Genomic DNA, 25,243 nt, shown 5'->3' with positions numbered 1-25,243 from the left:
CATCTATTATATGAAAAATGAGTGACAAATAAATAGCAATTACTTAGTGTCACTCAATTTTTAAGATAATCGTTAAACATCTACCTCTGCATCATCATAATCAACATCGGTTCTGTTTTCTTCAACAGGATTTCCTACTGAAGAATCCCCAGATAAAGCTTGCTTAACCATCATATTCACTTTCTTGATTTCATCTGTAGGTCCTTGTTTTATAGGAACGGCAAATTCAACAATATCCGTTTCTAACGAACCGTTTGTGGTTACAGTAGCTGTTACTGACCATACTTTTTTTCCGTCTATTTCTATAAGTCCTTGTTCTATAGAACTAAGTGCATAGTCTTTTGGTAAAGAAACTACAGAGTTCAGAGTGTAAACTCCGGTTGATGCTGATTTTGTAAGGTTTACGAAGGGTTTAAATAATTTCATATGTTTTTAATTTTAAGTTTTTGCCATATAGCCTGTCCCGAACTTGTTTCGGGAGAACTTACCATGCTGGAATAATCATCTCCCTGTGTGTCAGAATATCCTTGGCATGGACGTTTCATAAGTAAATGTTCGTTTGTGATTATTAGTTTAAAGTAAGCATTTACGAGCATTAAGAAAAAATGTTAGTATTCAATTAAATTTAATTCAATATTCTCTGAATAGCTTCCAATTCCCTTGCTTCAAAATGTAAATTTGCAACAGAATTTATGTTTTGGTCGAGTTGATTCACCGAACTTGCGCCAACCAAAACCGAAGTAATTCGTTTATCTTTTAGCAGCCAGGCAATTGCCATTTGAGCTAAACTTTGTCCTCGTTTTTCGGCAATTACATTCAGAGCCTTTACTTTATCTATTACTTTTTCAGTAATCTGCTCTTTTTGCAAAAAACCATGCGATTTGGCGGCTCTCGAGCCTTCAGGAATTCCTTTCAAATATTTATTGGTCAACATTCCTTGTGCCAATGGAGAGAAGGCGATGCCACCAATTCCATCTTCTTCCAAAACATCTAACAAGCCATTTTCAACCCAACGCTCGAACATCGAATATTTTGGCTGATGAATAAGGCAGGGAGTTCCCAGTTCCCGTAATATTCTTGAGGCTTCGCGTGTTTGATCGGCACTGTAATTTGAAATACCAGCATACAATGCCTTACCCTGACGGACAACATGATCCAGTGCCTTCATGGTTTCCTCTATAGGTGTATTGGGATCGGGACGATGAGAATAGAAGATATCGACATAATCGAGTCCCATTCTTTTCAAGCTTTGATCCAGACTTGAAACCAAATATTTTCGTGATCCCCAATCACCATATGGCCCGGACCACATTTTATATCCTGCTTTAGTCGAAATAATCATTTCGTCACGATATAACTTTAAATCTTCTTTCAGAATTTTTCCAAAATTTTCTTCAGCAGAACCTGGAGGTGGTCCATAATTGTTGGCCAAATCGAAATGGGTAATTCCCCGGTCAAAGGCATGAAAAATAATCTTTCTGAACTCGTTACAGACATCTACATGTCCGAAATTATGCCATAATCCCAAAGAAATTGCAGGCAGTAATAAACCACTTTGCCCACATCTTCGGTAGGGCATATCATCATATCTGTTTTCAGATGCTTTGTACATAGTTATTTAAATTTTATACGAAAAGTGAAGATAGTAAGAAATGTTTAAACATGTTCGAATGTGAGCGAATCAGAATCGAATATTTCAATGAGAACAAGCAAAAACAAAAAAAAAACCACAGAAATTTCTGTGGTTTAAAATATAGTATAGGTATTTTATAAAGTCTTTTTCAAGGAGAAAAAGAACTCAATCCCCTTTTCTTTTCGTTTTTTAACAAATATTCTCCCTTTGTGATAGGCAACCGCATTTTTCACGATCGATAAACCTAAACCCGTACCACCCATTTTTCTTGACCGGCCATGATCTCCGCGGTAAAACCGTTCAAAAATACGTGGCAGATGCTCTTCTTTTATTCCAATTCCATTATCGGTAACCGAGAAGTAATGGTAATTTGTATCTTCGAAATAATGTGTGAGTTTAATTTTACATCCTTCTCCGGCATATTTTATCGAGTTGTCTATTAAATTTCTGAAAATAGAATCCAACAATTCCGAATTCCCTTTTACTTTAAGATCCGAAGGGAAGTTCAGTTCAATTTCCATTTTTGTTTCTGCCAGTTTTAATTCAAAATCGGTGAGCATCTCCTGAACCATTTCTTTTACGTTCACCTCTTCAATGGCAAACAATTCATTGGCTTCTTCAATTTTTGTGAGAAAAGAAATATCCTGAATTAAATTCGATAAACGATTAATCTGCAGACAGGAACGTTCAATAAATTGTACTTTTTTGTCTTCATCCATAGTTGGATTATCCTTAATGGTTTCCAAAAATCCGGAAACGGCAGTTACAGGAGTTTTTAGCTCGTGCGCTATGTTCAAAGTCATTTCCTGTTTAATGGTTTTCTCGTTTTCCATTTTGGTGATGTCGTTTACCGAGATTTCGAAATTACCGTCGGTAAAAACAACTACTTGGAAAAGAAACACTTTATGTCCGATTGTAATGGTTTTTTTCGTACTGATTATATCAACGTTCGGGATGTAGTTTGTTCCCAGTTTTTTGATGTTTGTATCGATAAAATCAGTGATTTCTTTTAATTCCGGAAGCTCGAACAGTTCCTGATAGTTATGACTTGAAATGTGAGCCAAATAATTGATGTAATCGATAAAATGACTGTTCCAGAGAATCAGGTTCTTTTTTTTATCAAATATGGCAACGCCTTCCTGTGCAATCTGAAGGTGCATAATCAACTTTTCTTTCTCCAGACTAAGAGCCTCGGTTGTTTTTGTTAGTTTGCGGTAGATTTTTACAATTTGGTGACTAATTTCACCCAATTCTGTTTTTCCAAAATCCTCATTTGGGTCAATTTCTCTGTTATGGGCGGCATTAATGGCAAATTTTCGAAGTTTTGAAATCGAATTTCCAAAATGCTCTGTAGCGTAAATCAGAAAAATTACGGTAACACCAAACAAACCAAACAGAAAATAGAAAAATAGAGTGTTGGCCTTTAAAAAGCTGAGTACACTTTCGTTGATTGGAAGAGCAGTACGAACAAAATATTCGTAATAGTTTTTGGAATAGTAGTAATAGGATTGTCCGGTAGAACCAGATAAGCGGATATTACTTCCTTTTTGGGAATGCAATGATTTCTGTACTTCAGGTCGGTTGATGTGGTTATCCAGTCTTTCAATGTTTTCCACATACGAGTCGTAAACGACCTTACCTTTTGCGGTGATAACCGATATTCTTATGTCTTTATCAGGCATTAAGGCACGTAATGTGTCAACTTCCGAAAAATTAAGAGTTTTATTCAGTCCTTTTTTTTGAATTAGCTCATGTACCTGTTGTGTATAAATATTAAGAGCATATTCCAGTTTCTCTCTTCGATACAAACGTTCCTGACTGTATTGAAATCCTCCAATTAACACAGAGAATATCAAAACAATAAGAAAGAAGAAGAAGAACAATCTCTTTTTGTATTTTGAACCGGATTTTTGAATGAGTTTTTGCATGAAATTATAGATTAGGGTCATCAATTTGTTCTAGGTTCAAAATAGTAACCATAGCCAGATTTTGTTTTAATGAATTTATGATATTCACCAATTTTTTTTCTTATTCGTCTTACATTAACATCCACTGTTCTGTCGCCAATCGAGCTGTCATTCGCCCAGATAATACTCATTATTTCGTCTCTGGAATATATTCTTCCCGTATGACTGATGAGCAATCGAAGTATTTCGTACTCGGTTTTTGTTAAACCGATGTCTTTTCCATCGATACACACTTTTTTCGATTCCGATATCATTTTCAAATCTTCGAATTCGAAAACAGCATCTTCTTTTGAATCAGAAAAAACGCGTTTGCAAATTACATTAATTCTTGCAATAATTTCTTTTACCGAGAAAGGTTTGGATACATAATCATCTGCTCCTGCATTAAAACCAATAAGTTTATCTGCCTCGCTTGTTTTTGCTGTAATAAAAAGTATTGGTTTTTCTGCCAGATCAGGATTTCTTCGAATTATTTTTGCCAAATCGAGTCCTGAAATTTCACCCATCATAATGTCTAAAAGGAAGAAATCGTACGTTTGAAGCTCCAATTTCAAGGCTTGTTCTGCAGAATAGGCAACATCTACATCAAATCCTTCCTGTTTAAGGTTGAACTGGAGGATTTCGCATAAATCCTCTTCGTCATCAACTACTAATATTTTTAAATCCTTCATGGTTTTTAATTAAAAAAGTTGAGTTTCAAGTTTTATACCAATTTAATTTCAAAACAGACTTTAATAAAAATGAATTAATTTTTAGCTGTATCGAGGCAAAAAAGTAAAGCATAGCCATGTTACGATGCATCTTTTTTAACGAAGATATAGCTGAAAAGAAACATTTTATAAGGCATGTTTTGATGTTAATTTGGTAATAGTAGTTCGCCAACTTTTATCGTTTTTTATTGATCCTCTTCAGGCAATTCCATATGGCGCAAATCAATGCCTTGCTGGTAATAAATTGCTGCTTCAGCAATATTTGTTGCATTGTCTGCTATTCGTTCGATATTACCTAATATGCTGTTGAAATTCAGCAGATTGAATATTTCGGTGGGATCACTGCTTTTGGGTGAATTTTTTCGAATCATTCGCTTCAAAATTTTCGATTGCATTTCGTCAACGATCTCATCATTTTTAATGGTCCAGATAGCATATTCACGATCCCCGTCCTCAAAGGAGATTAATGCTTTTTTAACCATTTCGGCGCTTATCGACAGCATGTTTAAAACCGAATCTTTATGATTCTCATGAATTGTAGGCGGCTCCATTTTATGAAAAAAGCGCATGATGTTATTCAGCTGATCACCAATTCTTTCAATATGGCCAATCATTCTAAAGTAAGAGATTAAAAGGCGCAAATCGCTTGCCATAGGATGCTGCAAACCAATTGTTTCAATAATGTTGTCACTCATTTTTATTTCGAACTGATCAATTTTATTTTCGTTTTTTTTAAACGTGTCTATCAGTCCTTTTTCTATTTGATCCAAGCCATGATTGACCACCTCTTCTAAAATATCAAACTGTTGAAAAAGCAGTGTTTGCATTTTAGCGAAATCATTATCAAGCTTATCGAATTTTTTATCTTTTTTAATTGACATAGTATGCGAATTTGTGTTGTTAGTATAAGAATTCCTGTTTTGCTGAAAAATCAACCAAATTTTCCGGTTAGGTATTCTTCGGTTCGCTTGTCTTTAGGCATGGTAAACATTTGTTTGGTTTTACCATACTCAACCAATTCGCCCAAATACATAAACATGGAATAGTCGGATATTCTTGCAGCCTGCGACATGTTGTGCGTAACCAATACAATGGTAAAATCCTTCTTCAGTTTTACCAGCAAATCTTCAATTTTTGCTGTTGCAATAGGATCCAATGCAGATGTGGGTTCATCCAATAGGATAATTTCAGGAGTGTAGGCAAGTGCCCGCGCTATACAAAGGCGTTGCTGCTGTCCTCCCGATAAAAAAGTTCCCTTGTTGTGAAGAGAATCTTTTACCTCGCTCCACAAACCTACTTCACGTAAAGATTTTTCAACAATTGCGTCTTTTTCTGAGCGCTTCAGTTTAATTCCGTTTAAAAGATAACCTGCAATTACATTGTCGTAAATACTCATAGTCGGGAAAGGGTTTGGACGTTGAAAAACCATTCCAATCTTTCTTCTCAGTAAAATAGGATTCATCTTATAAATATCTTCTTCGGCAAGATAAACAGAACCTTTGTTGTGCGTATCAGGATACAATTCGTGCATTCGGTTAATGGCTCTAAGCAATGTGCTTTTACCACAACCCGAAGGTCCCATAATTGCTGTAATTTTATTTTTTGCAATTCCCGCAGAAACTTCATTAATCGAATACTTGTCTCCACCGTAGGAAACGGAAAGTTTATCGATGTTTAAAATAGGAGATTCTATTTTTTCAATTGGGTTTTGCATCATGTTGTTGACTTTATAAGGTTGTGCTTTTACTTCAGCTTCTACTTCTTTTTTTTCTAATACTGTACTTTCCATCTTTTTGCGATTGCTTTAGCGGTAAGATTTAAACATAAAATCAAAATTAACAGGAACAAAGAGGCGCTCCAAATCATATCTACAAGGTTTGGATCGTTGTAAAACTCCCAAACCAATAGGGGAATAGCACTTGATGGTTCTGTAATATCTGTGCTGATTGCAGCACTTCCCAGAGCTGTCAGCATTAATGGAGCCGTTTCTCCCGCAATTCTTGATATACCAAGAATTACGCCCGTAAGAATTCCGCTGATACCTGATGGAAGCACGACTCTTAGCATGGTTTTGTGATAGGGAACGCCTAAAGAAAGAGCGGCTTCCTTTAAGGTTTCGGGTATCATTTTTAAAGTTTCCTCTGTTGAGCGTACAATGGAGGGCAACATCATGATAGAAAGGGCAACACTACCAGCCAGGCCTGAAAAACCGCCGGTAATTGGTTTTACAATCCAGATGTACCCAATTACTCCAAGAACAATAGATGGAACTCCTTGTAACATATCTACTATAAAACGAACCACTCCGGCAAATTTGCCTTTCGAATTTTCGGCCAGATACATGCCGCAAATAATTCCTACAGGAATAGCAATCAATGAAGCCATTCCAACTATAATTAACGTGCCGACTATTCCGTTGGCTATACCGCCGGGAATAATTTCATTGTTTTTAACAGCAACCATTGCCTCCATGGTATCTGGCGCAACTTTATAAAAAAAGCTGATGTTAATTTGCCTGTATCCCTTTTTTATCAACTCGAAAAGTATAAGAAAAAGAGGGACACTTGAGAGGAATGCCAAAAATATAATTGCGTAGGTAAATAGCTTATCCTTAAGCAACCGCCTGTTTAGCTTAGCATTCGATATTTGAGCAGATGTATTCATTCTATATATCTTATTACGGCTAAGCCGATAATTTTTTCATGATTAATTTGCCGATGTAGTTTACAATACCTGTGATTACAAATAAGAGCAATCCTATTTCTACCAATGAGGTGTATTTTAAACCATCGGCTTCGCCAAATTGATTGGCGATTAAACTTGCCATAGTGTTTCCTAAATCGAAAATTCCTGTTGGAATTTTGTTGGAGTTACCAATCAGCATGGTTACTGCCATTGTTTCTCCAATTGCTCTTCCTAATGCAAGAATATATCCTGCAAATATTCCTGATCCTGCATTGGGAATGATAACCGTTTTTACAACTTCAAACCGGGTAGCACCAAGAGAATATGCTGCTTCTTTTAAACTGCCGGGAACCATTGAGATCACTTCCGATCCGAGAGAGGATGCGTAAGGGATTATCATGATTGCAAGAACTATGGATGATGTGAAAATACCAAATCCCTGAGCGTTTAGTCCCAAGTCGGTAATTATGGGTCGTAAAGCATAAAATCCCCATAAACCGTATACAACGGATGGGATACCTGCCAACAGATCGATCACAGATCGTAAAAAAGATGGTAATTTACCATTCTTGAAATATTCGCCTAAAAACAGTGAAATGGAAAAGGCGAATGGAAATGTTATTAATAATGCCAGAATTGAAGTGACCAGCGTTCCAATAATAAAGGGGAGAGCACCATAGGATTCTCTTCCTTGGGTTGGATTCCAGTCTGTTGAATAAATAAAACCAAAACCAAATTCTTTAAATGAGGGGATTGATCCAATAAATAAGGTAGTTACAATTCCTATAGCAATCAGTACTATCAAAACACCACTACCAATTAAAAGATATCGAAATATTTTTTCGCTGTTCATAAGCTTTGAACGGTTCCTGTTAAATGAAGAACTTGCTTCCGGTTAAGTCTGGAGAACTTTTTTATTGTATGAATACAAATAAACTGGAAGCAAGTTCAATATTGAAATTAATCAGTTTGTTATTTTAAAGACTTGCCATTGTAGGTAACAGTACTCAAAACAGCTTTTGCTTTCGCAACCGCAGTTTCAGGAAGTGGTGCATAATGAACTTTTGTAGTTTCTTTTTGCGCATCAGCACTAATTGCCCAATCAATCAATTTTATGGTTTGAACAGCCTGATCAAGACTTCTGTTCTTGTAATTCTGCTCTTTGTAGATGATCAACCAGGTAAAACTTGAGATAGGATATCCATCAACAGCATCGGTGTTTGTTAAACTAACACGTGTATCGGCCGGCATTTCACCTTTTGCCGAAGCACTTACCGATTCAACAGAAGGCTTAATAAAGTTACCTGCTAAATTTTGAATGCTTGCAACAGGAATGTCTTGAGCAAATGCATATTCCGATCCGATATAACCAATTGCACCAACAGTTTGGCTGATGGTTCCGGCAACTCCTGGATTTCCTTTTGCACCTATTCCAACAGGCCATTGCAATGCTTTTCCTGTACCAATTTTTTCTTTCCAATCAGCACTAACTTTGCTCATGTAATCGCTGAAAATGAAAGTTGTTCCACTTCCATCAGAACGATAAACTACAGTAATGGCTAAATCGGGTAAGTTAATACCAGGATTTACAGCTGCAATTTTAGCATCCTTCCAGTTTGTAATTTTACCCATGAAAATACCTTCCATTAGTTCAGGAGTGAATTTCAGTTCTGGTTTTTCAGGAAGGTTGTATGCTGCAACAACAGCACCTAAACAAGTTGGGATATGAAGAACTTCACCCGGCATTTCAGCTAATTTAGCATCGTTTAGAAATGCATCACTTGCACCAAAATCAACAATTTCATCTTTCAGACTGCGAATTCCTCCGCCTGATCCGATTCCTCCATAAGTAACCAGCAAACCTTTTTCTGATGAGTAGTTTTTGAAAATTTTGTTGTAAAATGGTTGTGGAAAAGTTGCACCGGCACCGGTAATGGTTTCCGCTTTCTCAGCAGTTTTTGCTTTTTCTTTTCCTGAGCCTCCACAACTAGCCATAAGGGCAACAGCAATAACAGCGGTTAGAAGCAGTTGAAATTTTTTCATCTTTTTAAGATTTTAGTTTAGAACTATTGTTCTTGTATTTATTAAATTATTTATATTTCACTCTTAACAACAGAAGAGAAGCAAACTCCTCATCTTTTGGTACTACAATGTTATGAAGCTAACATTACAGGAATGTTACAAGAATGTTAAATAAATGTTACTTCTTTTAATTTGCATGTTTACAGGTATTTGCAGGGTGTTTTTTTGTTTCAGAAAAGAGTATTGTTTGATTACCCCAAACTCCTAAAGGGGATTAAATAATTACACGAGAAGTTTTTTTGTGAGGGTGGAAATGAAGTAACGAATACTGAACTTTATGCATTGTGGTAAAGTCCCCTTTAGGGGATATTAAGGGTTAATTGTTGCAATACAGATTAGTATGCAAAATTATATCAATTTTAAATTCACATTTTAAATGAAAAATAAATTAAATAGTAAAGTTGATGTGCGGCAGGCTGCTGAATTAATCCGGAATTCGGGATCGATGATTGCATTTACCGGAGCCGGTATTTCTGTAGAGAGTGGAATTCCACCTTTTCGGGGACCGGAAGGCTTATGGAGCCGATACGATCCGCAATGTCTGGATTTGGATTTCTTTCATTCCCACCCCAAAGAATCGTGGACAGCCATTAAAGCAATTTTTTATGATTTTTTTGGAAAGGCAGAATTCAATCAGGCTCACAGAGTATTAGCCGATTTTGAGGCAAAAGGACTGCTAAAGGCTCTTGTAACTCAGAATATCGATAATTTGCATCAGATGGCAGGATCTAAAAATGTGCTTGAATTTCATGGGAATTCGCAAAAAATGATTTGTCCTGTCTGTGATCGATTGTACTTACCCAATGAAGTCGATTTGAATAAATTGCCTCCCCGGTGTATTCATGATGGTGAAGTTTTAAAACCCGATTTTGTTTTTTTCGGGGAAGGCATACCTGAAAATGCTTATCGTAAATCGCTTTTAGCAGCAAGAATGACAGATCTTGTTTTGGTGATTGGAACCACAGGTGAGGTGATGCCTGCAGCAATGATTCCAACCGAAGCAAAGCGGGCAGGGGCAACAATTATCGAAATTAATACCGAACCATCCAATTATACCCATCGTATTACGGATATTTATTTGGAGGGTAAGGCGAGTGAAGTGTTGCTGGAGTTGGAGGTATTGATTTAGCGGAAGAATCGCACAAAAAAATAGAATTGGGATCTTGTGATAAGGAATAAGGAAATATTTCTTCCAATAAAAGCCAGTGAGATATTGTTGGAATTAGAAGACTTGATTCAGCGGAATTAATAAGTTACCCATTTGATTAGTTGAGTTTTGTAAGTGATGAATTAAGATTAAAAATTGGTTGAAAAGCACCTGCGCCAGTTTCAAAATCCAAATTCATAAAGTAAAATAGGGGAAAATATTTTATATTTGTTTTCGATTTTTGAATACAAGTGTGATTAATCACAGTTTAAGTTGTTGGAAATCTTAGTTTTAAAAACCGGATAATCCGGTTGTTGTATTGAAAGTAAAAAATCAAAATAGAATTTCATGAAGTTATTAGAAGGAAAAACAGCGATTATTACCGGTGCATCCCGTGGTATTGGTAAAGCAGTTGCAATCGAATTTGCAAAGCAAGGTGCTAATGTTGCTTTTACTGATTTGTTCTACAATGAGCAGGCAATCGAAACTGAAAAAGAAATTGCTTCTTACGGCGTAAAAGCCAAAGGATATGCATCGGATGCAAGTAATTTTGCTGATACCGACAGAGTAGTTAATGAAATTGTAGCAGAATTTGGTGCAATTGATATCTTGGTTAACAACGCTGGTATCACTAAAGATACTTTGTTAATGCGTATGACCGAAGAGCAGTGGGATATGGTAATCAACGTGAACTTGAAATCTGTATTCAACTTTACCAAAGCAGCTCAAAAAACCATGTTGAAGCAACGCAGCGGTTCTATCATCAACATGAGTTCTGTTGTAGGTGTTAGCGGAAATGCCGGTCAGGCAAATTATTCTGCATCTAAAGCAGGTATTATTGGCTTTACAAAATCAGTAGCTAAAGAATTGGGTTCCCGTGGAATTCGTTCCAATGCAATTGCTCCGGGTTTTATTATCACAGAAATGACAGGAAAACTTCCTGAAGATGTTGTGAAAGAATGGGCTGGTAAAATTCCTTTGAAAAGAGGCGGTACTCCTGAAGAAATTGCAAAAACATGTGTTTATTTAGGTTCCGATCTTTCTTCATACGTAACCGGACAAACCATTCACGTTTGTGGTGGTATGAACATGTAATACCATTTTGAATAATTAGTGAGCCGTGGCGAGCGAAAAAACTCGGTATAAGAAATTGCAAAATCATATTTCAAAGCCATCCTTCGGGGTGGCTTTTTTGTTTTCTATCCCTGTAAAGGAGAGACAAAAGTAAAATCTGGCTTGTGACGGATGCCCACCAAACTTTTTTTTGATGGTCTGGTTTGCGCCGGATGCCCACCAAACTATTTTTTGATGGTCTGGCTTGCACCAGATGCTCTTCAAACTATTTTTTGATTGTCTGGCTTGCACCAGATGCCCACCAAACTATTTTTTGATGGTCTGGCTTGCGCCGGATGCCCACCAAACTATTTTTTGATGGTCTGGCTTGTGCCGGATGCTCTTCAAACTATTTTTTGATGGTCTGGTTTGCGCCGGATGCTCTCCAAACTATTTTTTGATGGTCTGGCTTGCGCCGGATGCTCTTCAAACTATTTTTTGATGGTCTGGCTTGCGTCAGATACTCTCCAAACAGATTTTTGACAGCGGAATGGAGATGTCTTTTCTTTTTGCATCCCGAAAGGGAACAGGATAAAATACAATTCACTACAATGATTCTACAGTTGAATTCATTTTATTTTTCATTCCAATAACTATTTCGGAATATTGTATCGTAGAAAAATTACAAAAGACATACAAACAACAACTAATACTTACGATATGAGAAAGTGCATTCAGTTTTTACTGGTAATGGCAGCCGTAATGCTGCTTCCGGCTTACAATGGTTTTGCAGTTAAGCCCGATAAAGAAATAACGATTAGCTGGAATTCGAACTGGAATCGTGAAAATCTTAAGATTTCAAGCAACGGAGATATCGAATTCAATGATTCTTATACAGATATCACTTCGATATCGGATGGCGGATATCTGAAAATCAGCATGGTGAGTTTCGGCATGAAACGAAAGTTATACGTAAGTTCGGACAACGGACGTGTTGCTTACCGATACTTTGAAGGAAATAAGGAGGTGAATTTTGAACCCAAAGGCCGGGAATGGATGAAAAAGGTATTGCCAGATGTAATTCGTAATTCGGGATTGGATCTGGAGAACCGTGTTAATAAGATTTATGAGAAGAAAGGCATAACGGGCTTTTTATCGGAATTGGAGAAAACCGATAGTGACTATTTTAGTTCAAGAATGGTTGAATATCTTTTGAAGAATAATAAATTGAAGAAGTCGGAACTGCAAAGTTTGCTGAGGGAGTTTCCTTACCGGATTGATTCTGATTATGAGTTGTCTCAGATTTTTAAAAAGTACAATCCGGTATTTTTGGAAGACGCAGAAGTCTCGGCTGATTTTTTTCAAAGCCTGGCAGAATTATCTTCAAACTACGAATTATCGCAGGTGTTGTCATCTGTTTACAAACTGAATGATTTAACCAACGAAAACTTCACCTTTTTTATTGGTGCTTTTGATGACATTTCATCGGATTACGAAAAATCCAATTTAATGAAACTGGCTTTGCATGATGACAGGCTGACCAATGAACAATTAACTGTTTTGCTAAAGGAAGTGGAAGACCTTTCATCGGACTACGAAAAATCTCAGATTATTAAGTCGTTGCTGAATGCAGACGGACTCTCAACAAAGAACCTGAATGAAATAATTGAACTAACCCACAGCTTATCTTCCGATTATGAAAGGACACAAATTATTGGCACAATGATCAAGAGAGGTTTGCTGAATACCTCTAATCTGGATGAATTTAATGAATTGATTGAAGAGATATCATCTGAATATTCCTATACACAAATATTAAATGAGTTGATTGGTTATGAGGCCTTAGGCACCGGGCGTTTTAACTACTTGATAAAAGCATCCGATAATATTTCTTCATCTTATGAATTAAGCAGGTTTTACAATTCGTTGTTAAATCAGGAGGAATTGTCTGTAGAACAGCAGTTGGAACTTATTTTTAAATCTGAGAATATTTCTTCCAATTACGAATTGGCTCAATTCCTGACCAGAGCAAGTCAAAAAATGGATTTAAGCAATGAGAAAATTTATGATGCTCTTATTAATGCGACTCAGGAAATAAGTTCTGAATATGAATATGGGAAAGTTATGAAAGCGATTTATTCTCATCGGAAAGACAGATAAGCCGTTTGTTGCAACTCAATAGGATGATCAACAGTTTATGAATTGTTTTCGGCATGCAATTACACAATTAGAACGAAATTGATGCAGTAAAAGTTTGATTTCAGACTGCTTGACTTATCTTTAGCAGGTATTAAACTAAATAGAATTAAAATCCCATATGCACCAATGAATAAATACTTACGTTTTTTTATCATCAGTCCGGTTCTTGGAATTTTGTGCTATATGCTGGCTTTTTATGGTCATGCAGGCGAATTGCCTGGTGCCGAATTTAAATTCAACGGCTATGTGCCCAGTGCTGTATTTGGTTTGTGGGCCGGCTTTTCGGCATTGGGAATCGGGCAGTATTTAAACAGGAACTTTAACTGGCGTCAAAAACATGCACTTCGTTTTTTAATTCAATGTGTTTTGCTGTATGTGGTAGGTTTGGCACTGGTGGCAATTTATTCCGAAATGTTTTTAATATCGCTGCGCACCGAACTAACTTATACCCAGTTTTGGTTGATGTATAAAGATGAATTCTTTAAATCGGTGATCATTCTTTTTATTCTGGTATTTGTTTATTCCCTTTTGGATTTTGTGGTGTATTCTTACAATCAGATGAAGGAAGAGGAGATTCGCTCGGCAGAGATGATCAACAATCAGCTTAACCTGCAGTTTGAAGCGCTAAAATCTCAATTGGATCCTCACTTTTTATTCAATTCCCTGAATACAATTTCTTCGCTGCTTTATAAGGATACCGAAAAGGCGGAACGCTTTATCCGCATGTTCGCCGAAAGCTATCGCTTCATATTTAAGCAGAACGATCAGGCATTAATTCCCTTGCAAAAGGAGTTGGATTTTGTGCAGGCCTACAATTATTTGCTTGAGGTTCGGTTTCAGGAAGCATACGAATTAAAGATTAATTTACCGGATGCTGTTTTAAAAAGCTATGTTCCCCCTTTAAGCGTGCAGATGCTGGTTGAGAATGCAATTAAACACAATCTGATATCGCAGACAACACCTCTGGCCGTGGAAATTGATTCGGAGAAGAATTATTTGTGCGTTCGAAACAATATCAATCCGTTGCGGGAGCAACCGGAATCATTTCAAATTGGCATTGAAAATATTCGAAAGAGATATTCCTATTTTACTGAAGAGACAATTCTTCTGGATAAAAATGAACACTTTAAAGTCAGTTTACCACTGATTTCTCAATTGAAATAATTGAGATGCAAAACCAAAAGAACAGCTGTTAACTATGAAGACTAATTATTTAAACCATCTGCTTTACAGGATATTTGCACCACCCTTGGTTGCTGTATTCGTTTACCTGCTGATATTACTAATATTCGACCGGCTCTCTGAAATTGGAAACAATTTTAGTCCGGAAGAAGTTCTCTTTTTGGGAATTGTGACTTTTGCCTTATTCGAAGTATATCGCTTTTGGATTCATCAAACGGAGAAAATCGGCTATTTAAAAGAACGGGTTTTGCTGAAATCCTTTTTTCTGTTTATGGGGAGTTTTATCATCACCATCATTCTTATTTTCGCTTTCTTTTCACTCTACTTCATTTATTTTCTGGGATTAAGCGAGTTTAGAGCCGAATTGACCTCTTTCCTTATTGTATTTACTTTAGTTGGTATTTTGTATCATCTTTTTTATTTAAGTATCCGGTTTTTAGATCAGCAAAAGGTGCTTCTGCTCGAGAAAGAGGAAATGAACCGGAAAAATATTGAATTTGAACTGCAGGTGTTTAAGAATAAAATTAATCCGGATTTTTTATATCAGTCACTTGAAAGCGTAATTAGTCTGATTCGGAAAAAAGAAGTTGATCAGGCAGAAAAATTCATCGACCATCTGGCTTTATTTTACAGACGGATATTAGGGAACAGATACTCTGAAATTATCTCGCTCGAAGAGGAAATTCAAAAGGTTGATCAGTACATACTCATCAGAAATAACAAATACAACAACAACTTTATTGTCAATTGGAAAATTGAATCATCTCTAAAAGAAATTCATATTGTTCCCAATACCGTTTTGCAGGTATTGCAAATGATTGAATATTACCAAATGGTTGATTTAAATACCAAATTGGTTGTTGATGTGAGCGAAAATGATGATTATATTGTATTTTATTTTTTGTCATCGGAGCGGTTAACTCCGGTTCCTAAATTGAATATGCAGATGAAGACTTTAAAAAAAGCCATTGGGTTTTATTCAAATAAGGAGCTTGTTTGGGATAAAAAGAGTGAATTCACCCAAATTTACATTCCGAAAATTAATTTAGAAGATTAGCAAATTACTAAACCACATATCCCTGTTAGCCATGAATGTAGTTATTATAGAAGATGAAGTATTGGCCGCCGATAAATTGGAACGTTTGCTGCACAAATACGATCCCAAAATAAAGGTGATTGATCGGTTCGATTCAGTTACTGATTCCTCTATCTGGTTGGGAAACCCATCAAACAAAGCTGATTTGATTTTTTTGGATATCCATTTGGTTGATGGACTGAGCTTCGAAATATTTAATAGAGTACAGGTTCAAACACCTATTATTTTTACTACCGCATACAACGAATATGCTTTGAATGCATTTAAATTAAACAGCATCGATTATCTGTTAAAACCGGTCACATTTGATAATCTGTATACCAGTCTGAAAAAATTAGAGCACCTTAAGGAATCATTGACAGGAGCCGGGAATATGAGGAATTTTGAGGAGTTAAGCAATGCTCTGGCTACTATTCAAAAAAATTACAAAACACGTTTCATGGTGAAAATCGGCGAAAAACTAAGATCCTTTAAGGCAGAGGATATTTCTGTTTTTTATGCCGATGGCAGAGATGTGTTTATTCTGTTGAAAGAAGGCAACCGCTATATTATTGACTACAAAATGGAAGAGCTTCAGGATTTGTTGAATCCGGAGCAGTTTTACCGGATCAGCCGCTCCTTTATCGTTAATATTAATTCAATAAACGGTGTTTCGGTTCACTCCAATTCACGACTTAAAGTAGATTTATCGCAGGAATTTGACAGGGAATTGATTGTAAGCAGAGAAAAGGTCGGCAGCTTTAAAGATTGGTTTAACGGAGCCGGATAGTTTGCTTCTGATTTGACACAAAGCTCGATATAGCCTTCAGTTTTAAATGAACAGCAAAACTAAAATGCTGACATCAATATTCTGTACGATGGATCGTAAAATTACAGACCAGTGTAAACGAATTAGTTTTTTGTTTGGAAATTAAAAGCCGGAAATTTTTGTATTATGAATGTTTAGACTAATTTTAAATAAGAAGTTTGAATATTCACTAAAAAATAATGATTTCCATGAAAACTTTACAATCAAAAATTGGAGCAGGCCTTCTAATCTTGTTTATGCTCTTGCTTGGAGCCTCATCAAAAACGTACGCTCATTGCGAGATTCCCTGCGGAATTTATGCCGATTCTCTTCGGATTATCATGTTGTCGGAAGACATTGAAACCATTGAGAAAAGCATGAAAAAGATTACTGAATTATCATCTGCAGAAAAAGTAGACTACAATCAACTGGTTCGATGGATCACCAATAAAGAAGATCATGCCAATAAAATTCAGGATATTGCTACCCAGTACTTTATGTTTCAAAGGGTAAAAGTTTCTGATGATCCCAAAATAATGGCTAAAAATGCAGAACTTCTGGCTGTTCTGCACGAAATTTGTGTTTATGCAATGAAGTCTAAACAAACTACAGATCTAACATATGTTGAGAAGTTGAAGCAGGCAGTTCATGAGCTTTCTCATTTGTATTTTGGAGAGGAAGAGCATCATCATCATTAAAAATATATGGTGTTTCACAAATCCCTTTCTTGCACAGAAAGGGATTTTTTCAATATATACAGATCGCAAAAAGGAAGTGTTTATTTAAAATAGAATGAATTAAATTCAGATTCTAAAATTAGCAGTACAATGAGTGATTCAATTTGGCGTTTCGAGAATGTTAACCTTTATCAGGTTCTTTGTCCGCATAAGTTAAAGGAGTTTGGAAAAGATCATTTTGAGGGATTTAAGAAAGGAGATTTTATCTATTTTCCCGAAGATGCTTCGCAATCAATTTTTATGGTAAGTAAAGGAAAGGTGAAAATTGTTTCTTATAACGAAGAAGGAGAGGAAGTTGTGAAGGCAATTCTCGGGAAAGGAGAAATATTTGGAGAAAAAGCTTTGCTGGGAGAAGAAAAACGCAGTGATTATGCACTGGCCTGCAGTGAACCTACCGAACTGTGCCCAATGAAATTGCCGGATATGTATCAATTAATGCGTACAAATGAAAAGTTTGGCTTTTCAATTTACAAACTGATAGGTGTACGGATAAAAAAAATGGAACGGCGTTTGGAAGCTCTCCTTTTTAAAGATGTTAGAACCAGATTATGCGAGTTCATTAAGGAGATGGCCGATGAAAGTGGAACTATGGAGGGCACAGAACTGGTTGTGACTCATTTTTTTACTCAAAAAGATTTTGCAGATTTAATTGGAACAAGCAGAGAAACCGTGACACGCTTATTTAATGAATTGAAGGAAGAGGGAATTATTGATTATTCCAGAAAGGAAATAAAAATTTTAGCGAAAGAAAAATTATAAAAATTTCATCTTTTTTTCGCAAATGTGATATGGCTTACATTTTACGATTGTTGACGATGCTACTTTTGGTATAGAGTAATAATCAAAAAATGTAAAAAGATGAAAAAGATACTAAGTTTAGCCGCAGCAGGCGTATTGTTATTTTCAGCTTGCGATTCGGACGATGATGTTGTAATGAATCCGCTTCAAAAAGGAATTTTCACAGTTCGGGTGGAAAATATTCAAACAGGTAAAGATTTTTTTAAATCTGGTACATCCGATGCTGTTGGGCCAGGTGGATCATTAAGTTTTAGCTTTAATGCAGGGAAGGGTTCCCGCCTTTCTTTCGCTGCAATGTTCGGTCAGTCAAATGATTTGTTTTATGGTTTTGCTGATACAGGATTAGCTCTGTACGATGCCAATGGAGATCCAGTAACAGGCGACGTGACTTCTGAAATTATGCTTTGGGATGCAGGAACAGAGGTAAATCAAGAACCGGGCGTTGGAGCCGATCAGGCTCCCAGACAAGCTGGTGCAAACACTGGAATGGATGAAAACGGAACTGTTAGATTGGTTGCCGATGTAATGGATGGATACACCTATCCGGCAAATTCTGAAGTAATTCAGGTGAGTTTGGCTCACGATGGTGGTTCTGAATTTACAGTCACTATTAATAATGTATCCGACATGTATGCTTTCCAGTCTCCAATAGCACCAGGAGTTTGGGTAATTCATAATTCAGGAATGCCTGTTTTCACTGCTAATCAGGTTGCCGCAAATGGTTTGGAAGGATTGGCAGAGGATGGAGCGAATGCCGTTAAAGGAATGTTTTTAGCTGATAACAGTGGATATGTTTCCCCTTTTGCTCCCGGTGTATTTGCGGTAAGCACAGCTGGTTACCCATTGTTCACAGATGGTGAAGTTCAGGCGGGTAATGGTTTGGAAAAATTGGCTGAAGACGGCGATCCCGGAGATTTAGATACCTATTTGAACGGTTTGTCTTCTGTTGTTGGTCACGGTGTTTTTTCTGAACCTGTGGGACAAAGCGGCGGAGCACCGATACTCCCGGGAGATGCTTTCGAATTTACTTTTGAAGCAACCGAAGGCGATTATTTAAATCTGGCAACGATGTTGGGACAATCAAATGATATATTTGCGGCTTTTGATGATATGGGAATTGCTTTATTCAATAATGGAATTCCGGTTACCGGAGATGTAACGGCTATGTTAAAATTATGGGATGCCGGAACCGAGGTGAATGAATATCCGGGTGCAGGTAATAATCAGGCACCAAGACAAGCGGAACCGAATACCGGAGATACTGAAGCGGTTAAGGTAATGCAGGTGAATGATGGATTTACTTATCCTGCAGTAAATGATTTGATTAAGGTAACAATTAGTGCCGAATAGAATTTGAATTACAGGGGTTTTCACATGAAGTGAGAATCCCTTTTTTATTCCTTTTCGAGTAAGATATAGGCACCAAAAGTTTTATTTTGAAATGGACTTACCAATGGCAGATATCCATTTACCCATTTTCCATCCTGAATTTCAAGTGGATGTTTCTTCGTCATTTCCAAATGGAATTGGTCGAAACTTGCTTTGAATTGATTAAAGATTTTAAAATTGCCTTTTGAGCCGGAACGAATATTTTTATTTAAAAAAAGAGCCAAAGTACTCATGTTGTACCGAAGGTTAATCTCCAGGCAAGGATGAATTCTCAGCTTTTCTTCACGATCTAAAACCAACATACAATCAACTCCAAAATAACCCGTATAGTTGGTTGCTATATCCGAATCAACAAGAGTTTCCGACATGCAGGATTCCAATTCTTGAATGTATTTTCCGGTTAATAGTTTTTCCATTTTGCTTGGGATACCCCCCAGATAGTTGCTCAGGTATTGTCCTTTCGAATCCGTTTCAAAAAATCCCAATCCCAAATAATTCACTTCACTCTTCCCATTGCAATAGTATTGAAGCGAGAAATCGAATAATTTATTAAAAAAAGGTTCAACCATTACATAGGATTGTGAAGCAAGAATCCCATTAATCGATTGAATAATGGATTCATTTAAGCTGGCGTACCGAAGAATCTGTATGCCTCTTCCTGCTGAGCTTAATGGTGTTTTAATTACAATTTGCTTCCATTTGCTCATTAGGTTTTCTACCTCTAAAACACTGGTGCAGACTTGTGCTGTCTGATCGGGATCAATAAACAGCGAGTTTTTTTTGCGGTTAATTGCATCAGTTCCAATTTCAAGAGCTTTTTTACGACTGTATAAATCACGATGTTCTGCTTTCCAACAGGCATTTGGTTGAGTTAAAAAATCAGGACTGCAAGACTCTTTAAATGGTTTGAAAATGTGATGAATTCTTGGACTCCAGCCCCAGGGATGAAGACTGCCTTTTGGCATTTTAATAAAATCAGAGTCTGCTAATGCTGCGCTTAGTGGTTTGAAATTAGGGATAGTTACACCTGCGTTTATCAGCAGATCAATAAATTGCGGATCAGGTAATTGATGAACCAATACTGTATCCATTTTATCTGCAAAAAACATCGGCAATACATCCAGATCCTGCTCAAACTTTGTTAATATTTTATTGGGCATAAAGCTAACCGTTCCGTTGGCAATGGCCATTTCGCAGGTAGGATTGTAAATAAATATTTTTGGAAAAATTTCAGTTGGCATCATTCAAATTCATATCTTTTTAATCTCACAAAAGTAGGTGAAATCTGCTTATCTTTGGTTTTCCAACATAAATTATAAATATGATTTTTCCCAATAAACTAGTGCATGGTCGATTAATAAAGCGATACAAAAGATTTTTAGCTGATGTTGAGTTGGACAATGGGGAGATTGTTGTTGCTCATACATCAAACTCGGGCAGTATGAAATCTTGTCTGGAAGAAGGAGCGGAGGTTTATCTTACTTACGTGGATGATCCCAAACGAAAAACAAAGTACACCTGGGAAATGATCCGAATTAACAAATCTTGGGTCGGAATTAATACAGATGTTCCTAATTTATTGGTTTACGAAGCCGTCAAAAATCAGGAAATTGATACTTTGAGAGGATATTCGTTCGTAAAAAGAGAGGTGAAATTTGGCGATAGCCGCTTTGATGTTTTTGCATCGAACAAGGAGGAGGAGTGCTTTATCGAAGTAAAAAATGTGAGTATGAAAGTGGGAGAGTATGCACTTTTTCCCGATGCGGTAACCACCCGGGGTAAAAAGCACCTGAATACATTAATGCAGGTAAAGAAAGAAGGCAAAAGAGCTGTGATGGTTTATGTGATTCAACGAACCGACGTCGATAAGTTTGCTCCTGCTTATGATATCGATCCTGATTATGCTGCAACATTAAAAGAAGCTCGCGAAAATGGAGTGGAGGTTTATCCCATCCGGGCAATTGTAACGCCGGAAAGAATAGAATTAGGAGAACTACTGCCTTTCGAATTGGAATAAGTACTTAAACTAAGTACTTTTGCCAGCCTAAAAAGAAAGAGCATGAACGACAAGGCACAAAACGAATTGGAAAGATATCGCGAACTAAGAAATGAAGTAAGCGAATTGAGTGAGAAGTTAGCCAAACTGCACAAAGATGAAATGGCTTGCAAAAAAGGTTGTTCGGAGTGTTGCATGCATTTTTCGGTTTTACCGGTGGAGTATTTCAGCATCTTGCAGGAATTGAAGGCAAACCCGCCAAAAGAGTATCAGGAACTGGATGAAGAAGCTGACGATTGTAATTTTCTGATTCATGATTTGTGTCAAATCTACGAATCCCGGCCTTTTATCTGCCGCACACATGGATTGCCTTTGTTATTTATGAGTCCCGAAGGCGATGACTGGGAATTATCAACTTGTCCGCTTAATTTTACCAATTTTGAGGATTTTCACAGCGGGAATACCTTTATGCAGGATACTTACAACAGTAAGCTATTCTTAATCAATCAGGAATTTGTTAAGAATTATGAGGCTGAAAAATTTGGTGATTTTGATATGATATCTATAAATCGTTTGGTAACGGATTTGAAAAAATAGAAGCTGTCTGTTGTTCAACTGGCAGCAGTTAAAAAAAGCTTATTTTTCCTTTAGGGAGTTACTTTTTCTGCACCGGGAAAACAAAAAGTGCCGCCGATAACTGTAGCTGTTTGCTCAAGGATTGGAACACTTAATTTAGGAAAAATGGATTCTTTCAGATTGATAACAACATTTTCATTAGAAGTCCGATTGCCGCGAAATAAGTTCGACGGGGTGAGAGTATTTGGATTTTCCTTTAAAACAGGTTCTTCGAGATCAGAGAATGTGCTGACCAAAGAGTCACAAATCAATAAATTGGTAATGAAACCAAAGTCGCCTCCGTCTTTAAGTAAGCCTAAATTATATTTAGGTGTCACAGCAAAGTGATATCCTTTATTTTTTGGGTTCGTATTTTTGACTGCATCTGCAATCGGAAATCCATTGTACCATCCTGTATTTGATTCAGATTCCCATTTTTTAGGAAGGATATTGAACATCGTAACTCCGTAATATTCCATTCCCAGTATTCCATTTTCCATCGTTCCCGCATTGAATGGGAGAAGAAGCGATGTTATCGAATCAGGCAAGCAGTACAAAATACTGTCGGTTGTTGTTTCATTGCAGGTAATGATTTGCACATTAATTGGGTTTGGATTGTTTATTTTTATCTCAATTTTTATCGATTTTCTATTATTTTTCAGCTCTGTTCTCAGTTGATCAATTGAGTTTAAGATTGTATAGGCAACCTGAAATGAGTCTGAAATAGTACCGGTATTCGGATTTATTGTTTTCATTCCACCATTTGCATTTGTTGGATTACAGGTATTCTCTGTAAGTTGATATAATGCCCATCGACCTTGAGGAATGGAATCAGTTAGTTGTTCGGTTTCGCCGGTATTATAATATATATTATTGAGCAGATTGGAATAAGCGTTGGGAAATCCGCCTGCATGCGATAGTGATGCTAAATATTTTGAGTCTTCTGATGGTTGTACCCGTGCACTTATATAGTTGAACGTTCCTTCATTGAATATTCCATTCATATTTTGGTAGTACCATTTTAAACTGCCTTGTGACGGGTATTGAATAAGAGTTATCTGTTCCTGATAGAAGGAAGCAATTCCTTTGTTTATTGCATCCGTAAGAATAGGGTAAAGCGATTCTGATACAGGTTGTAGTGTTGTATCCGTATCATTTTTTGTATTGCTATACTGAGCAGTTTCATATGTGTCCGTTTGATATGAAAGAGCAACAGATGCCAGGAGCGGAAGAAAAAGTATTCTTACTATAGATTTAGTCATCACAAATATTCTTTTTACAATAAGGATAGAATCTATGTAATATGTGAAGACCCGCTGAAAAGCAGGTCTTCTGTAGTATTACCTGCATAGTGGAAACAGGTATTTGTTACAACAGCTGATTAAGCGCCTGGGTTTGTAACTGCACCTCCAATAGCATATGCACTTTGCTGCAGTTCAGGAACGCTAACAATAGCATCCGAAGCAGAGAATGTAACTTTAAATGAACTGTTGTCAGAACTTTCTTTGAAAGAGCTTTTGTAAACTCCCTGGCTGAAGCTACCTAGTTTAATAAAACCAAAAAGTGTCAGATTTCCCGATGCATGTTCTTCCCAACTTTCTTTAAATTTTTTAAAATTTGCATTTTGATAAGTGATTTCAACTGTTGGGTAGTTAGCAATTAAAAGGTTGTTTAGCATACCAAAGTTTCCACCATTTTTAAAAGTGTCCATATTGAAAGTCGGTTTAATCACAAACTTAAATCCGCTAATATCCTTTTCTGCGTTAGCTACAGCTTGAGAAATTGGATCAGCGTAATACCATCCTTTTTCAGTAGCTTGTTGCCATGCAGCAGGACCCATTGGTATCATTGCATATCCTTCCCACTTCATTGAAACGGAACAATCAGTACTTGTTCCTTCAGCTTTCGACATGTCGTATGAACCTCCGCCTGAGATTCCAAATTTCAACCAGGAACCAACACTAAATCCTGTCTGACCTTCAATATGTACATTCATTTCACTTCCTGAAGCTGAATGTGTTTCCATTTTAATTTCAATGGTACGGCCTTTATTTTGCAAGTCGTTTGAAATCTCCTGTTTTGATTTATTGATACTATACCCAACATTGAATTTGTCAGAAATTACTCCGGTATTAGGATTTACTGTTTTAATTCCACCATTTTTTTTAGTTGGAAATTCAGTACAATCTTTTAATGATGTTAGTATCCACGAGCCGTTTTGCAGTGCATCCTGCAGAGCGTTTACCGGACTCATTATATTTAGATAGATAGAAACGTCTGAAATTACCTGATCACTTGATGCAGGGCGGTTAGGTAATAATTTTTTTAAGTTTCTGGCTTCAGTCATTTGGGTATAGCTGATTGGGCTTTCGCCTGCAGCTTCTTTTCCACTCCAAACACTACCAAAAATATAACCAATAATATAGTCCAGTTTGGTTTTCACCTTCACTTTTTCCATCTCTTCAGCAGAGATGTTACCGTAACAAGTTTGGTAATCAGAAACGACTGTTCCTCCCTGTGTCGAAGCATTTTTTGTTGCTTGATCCAACTGTCCTTGATCTTTGGTGTTCAGCGAGTACATTATTGAATTCAATATTTGAACATAAGCGTTTGGAAAACTTCCCGGTGATCCAAGCTTAGCAGTGTTTGTAATATCCCCGGGAGCTACGACTGAATTAATGTAATTGTAGGTTGATTCGTTAAAGTCGTTATTCATGTTTTGCCAGTTCCATAGAAAATCTCCTTGAGAAGGATACTGAATTGGATACAATGGTGATTTAAAAATTGAAGCGACTGCATCCTGGGCTTTTTTTTGCAATTCTGCGTAGAATTCATCTCCACCGGTTTGGCTGTTTGCAACTAATGTGGCAACATTCTCCATTTCTTTTGTTGAGCTTTTCATAAAATTGTCTTTTTTTTATTTTTTTTGATGTTACAGATGGATCTTATTATCCATAACATGCCACAGAGTTTCTGCGGACTTTGTTTAATCTGTTTTAAATGATTTGGAATCGATGATCTAATTGTCCAATCACTTAAATTTTATGTACACCATAAATTGGTATTGTTAAATTGTATTAGTGTAATAAAAATGTCATTTAATACCTAAAAATAACTCATTCGTCATTGTGTGTCGGTAAATATTCTTAAAAAGCATTTATGAAAAA

General features: G+C 36.7%; 24 protein-coding genes. 11 read left to right on the top strand and 13 right to left on the bottom strand.

What is annotated here, in order from left to right:
* Window positions 1–72: 72 nt before the first annotated feature.
* The 10 genes from ACHZAX_RS11935 to pstS all read right to left on the bottom strand — a co-directional run bounded on the left by ACHZAX_RS11935 (window position 73) and on the right by pstS (window position 9,038).
* The gene (locus ACHZAX_RS11935; protein ID WP_320019275.1) at window positions 73–426 is read right to left on the bottom strand and encodes a hypothetical protein; all 354 of its coding nucleotides are present in this window, start codon (window positions 424–426) and stop codon (window positions 73–75) included.
* Entirely contained in the window at window positions 423–545 is a 123-nt protein-coding gene (locus ACHZAX_RS11930; protein ID WP_320019274.1) for a hypothetical protein, read from the bottom strand. Before ACHZAX_RS11930 ends, ACHZAX_RS11935 begins: the two co-directional genes overlap by 4 nt.
* Window positions 546–625: 80 nt before the next feature.
* Window positions 626–1,612: an L-glyceraldehyde 3-phosphate reductase gene (gene mgrA / locus ACHZAX_RS11925; protein WP_320019273.1), complete on the bottom strand. Its 987-nt coding sequence runs from the start codon at window positions 1,610–1,612 to the stop codon at window positions 626–628.
* A gap of 155 nt (window positions 1,613–1,767) precedes the next feature.
* A complete protein-coding gene (locus ACHZAX_RS11920; RefSeq protein WP_160463452.1) occupies window positions 1,768–3,561 on the bottom strand; it encodes a sensor histidine kinase in 1,794 nt (597 codons plus the stop codon).
* Between the two features lie 20 nt (window positions 3,562–3,581).
* Complete coding sequence (locus tag ACHZAX_RS11915) at window positions 3,582–4,271, bottom strand: response regulator transcription factor (protein ID WP_101307955.1); 690 nt, start codon at window positions 4,269–4,271, stop codon at window positions 3,582–3,584.
* 224 nt (window positions 4,272–4,495) lie between these two features.
* Window positions 4,496–5,191 carry a phosphate signaling complex protein PhoU gene (gene phoU / locus ACHZAX_RS11910; protein ID WP_101307954.1) on the bottom strand — a complete coding sequence of 232 codons (696 nt, stop codon included), beginning with the start codon at window positions 5,189–5,191 and terminating at the stop codon, window positions 4,496–4,498.
* A 50-nt stretch (window positions 5,192–5,241) separates the two neighbouring features.
* Window positions 5,242–6,099, bottom strand: coding sequence for a phosphate ABC transporter ATP-binding protein PstB (gene pstB / locus ACHZAX_RS11905; protein ID WP_324292981.1), 858 nt, complete (start codon window positions 6,097–6,099; stop codon window positions 5,242–5,244).
* Window positions 6,081–6,974 carry a phosphate ABC transporter permease PstA gene (pstA, locus tag ACHZAX_RS11900; protein ID WP_320019272.1) on the bottom strand — a complete coding sequence of 298 codons (894 nt, stop codon included), beginning with the start codon at window positions 6,972–6,974 and terminating at the stop codon, window positions 6,081–6,083. Before pstA ends, pstB begins: the two co-directional genes overlap by 19 nt.
* Window positions 6,975–6,993: 19 nt before the next feature.
* Window positions 6,994–7,848, bottom strand: a complete 855-nt coding sequence (gene pstC, locus ACHZAX_RS11895) for a phosphate ABC transporter permease subunit PstC (RefSeq protein WP_101307952.1) — start codon at window positions 7,846–7,848, stop codon at window positions 6,994–6,996.
* A 119-nt stretch (window positions 7,849–7,967) separates the two neighbouring features.
* Window positions 7,968–9,038: a phosphate ABC transporter substrate-binding protein PstS gene (gene pstS, locus ACHZAX_RS11890; protein ID WP_101307951.1), complete on the bottom strand. Its 1,071-nt coding sequence runs from the start codon at window positions 9,036–9,038 to the stop codon at window positions 7,968–7,970.
* A 415-nt stretch (window positions 9,039–9,453) separates the two neighbouring features.
* On the opposite strand from pstS, the gene ACHZAX_RS11885 reads away from it, so the two are divergent.
* The 9 genes from ACHZAX_RS11885 (at window position 9,454) to ACHZAX_RS11845 (ending at window position 19,426) form a co-directional block, all read left to right on the top strand.
* The gene (locus tag ACHZAX_RS11885) at window positions 9,454–10,206 is read left to right on the top strand and encodes an SIR2 family NAD-dependent protein deacylase (RefSeq protein WP_320019271.1); all 753 of its coding nucleotides are present in this window, start codon (window positions 9,454–9,456) and stop codon (window positions 10,204–10,206) included.
* A gap of 366 nt (window positions 10,207–10,572) precedes the next feature.
* Window positions 10,573–11,319 carry a 3-oxoacyl-[acyl-carrier-protein] reductase gene (fabG, locus tag ACHZAX_RS11880; protein WP_101307946.1) on the top strand — a complete coding sequence of 249 codons (747 nt, stop codon included), beginning with the start codon at window positions 10,573–10,575 and terminating at the stop codon, window positions 11,317–11,319.
* A gap of 678 nt (window positions 11,320–11,997) precedes the next feature.
* Window positions 11,998–13,437, top strand: coding sequence for a hypothetical protein (locus ACHZAX_RS11875; RefSeq protein ID WP_320019270.1), 1,440 nt, complete (start codon window positions 11,998–12,000; stop codon window positions 13,435–13,437).
* 165 nt (window positions 13,438–13,602) lie between these two features.
* A complete protein-coding gene (locus ACHZAX_RS11870) occupies window positions 13,603–14,640 on the top strand; it encodes a sensor histidine kinase (RefSeq protein ID WP_320019269.1) in 1,038 nt (345 codons plus the stop codon).
* 34 nt (window positions 14,641–14,674) lie between these two features.
* Window positions 14,675–15,715 carry a histidine kinase gene (locus tag ACHZAX_RS11865; RefSeq protein WP_320019268.1) on the top strand — a complete coding sequence of 347 codons (1,041 nt, stop codon included), beginning with the start codon at window positions 14,675–14,677 and terminating at the stop codon, window positions 15,713–15,715.
* Between the two features lie 31 nt (window positions 15,716–15,746).
* Entirely contained in the window at window positions 15,747–16,523 is a 777-nt protein-coding gene (locus ACHZAX_RS11860) for a LytR/AlgR family response regulator transcription factor (RefSeq protein WP_101307942.1), read from the top strand.
* 227 nt (window positions 16,524–16,750) lie between these two features.
* Complete coding sequence (locus tag ACHZAX_RS11855) at window positions 16,751–17,239, top strand: superoxide dismutase [Ni] (protein ID WP_320019267.1); 489 nt, start codon at window positions 16,751–16,753, stop codon at window positions 17,237–17,239.
* A gap of 129 nt (window positions 17,240–17,368) precedes the next feature.
* On the top strand, window positions 17,369–18,037 hold the full coding sequence (locus ACHZAX_RS11850; RefSeq protein WP_320019266.1) for a Crp/Fnr family transcriptional regulator: 669 nt from the start codon (window positions 17,369–17,371) through the stop codon (window positions 18,035–18,037).
* A 99-nt stretch (window positions 18,038–18,136) separates the two neighbouring features.
* Window positions 18,137–19,426, top strand: a complete 1,290-nt coding sequence (locus ACHZAX_RS11845) for a spondin domain-containing protein (RefSeq protein ID WP_320019265.1) — start codon at window positions 18,137–18,139, stop codon at window positions 19,424–19,426.
* 44 nt (window positions 19,427–19,470) lie between these two features.
* Here the strand turns inward: ACHZAX_RS11845 and ACHZAX_RS11840 are convergent, their stop codons facing one another.
* Window positions 19,471–20,709, bottom strand: coding sequence for a hypothetical protein (locus ACHZAX_RS11840; RefSeq protein WP_320019264.1), 1,239 nt, complete (start codon window positions 20,707–20,709; stop codon window positions 19,471–19,473).
* Window positions 20,710–20,786: 77 nt separating this feature from the next.
* On the opposite strand from ACHZAX_RS11840, the gene sfsA reads away from it, so the two are divergent.
* Both sfsA and ACHZAX_RS11830 read left to right on the top strand, forming a co-directional pair.
* Window positions 20,787–21,482 (top strand): DNA/RNA nuclease SfsA, encoded by a 696-nt coding sequence (gene sfsA, locus ACHZAX_RS11835; RefSeq protein ID WP_320019263.1) that lies wholly within the window; start codon window positions 20,787–20,789, stop codon window positions 21,480–21,482.
* Between the two features lie 42 nt (window positions 21,483–21,524).
* Complete coding sequence (locus ACHZAX_RS11830) at window positions 21,525–22,058, top strand: YkgJ family cysteine cluster protein (RefSeq protein WP_320019262.1); 534 nt, start codon at window positions 21,525–21,527, stop codon at window positions 22,056–22,058.
* 50 nt (window positions 22,059–22,108) lie between these two features.
* Here ACHZAX_RS11830 and ACHZAX_RS11825 read toward each other — a convergent pair whose 3' ends face one another.
* A complete protein-coding gene (locus tag ACHZAX_RS11825) occupies window positions 22,109–23,338 on the bottom strand; it encodes a hypothetical protein (protein WP_320019261.1) in 1,230 nt (409 codons plus the stop codon).
* Window positions 23,339–23,457: 119 nt separating this feature from the next.
* Window positions 23,458–24,978: a hypothetical protein gene (locus ACHZAX_RS11820; protein ID WP_101307936.1), complete on the bottom strand. Its 1,521-nt coding sequence runs from the start codon at window positions 24,976–24,978 to the stop codon at window positions 23,458–23,460.
* Window positions 24,979–25,243: the final 265 nt, after the last annotated feature.

Source organism: Labilibaculum manganireducens (genome assembly GCF_963665805.2).
Lineage (GTDB): Bacteria > Bacteroidota > Bacteroidia > Bacteroidales > Marinifilaceae > Labilibaculum > Labilibaculum manganireducens.
This window is presented reverse-complemented; position numbering and strand designations above follow the sequence as displayed.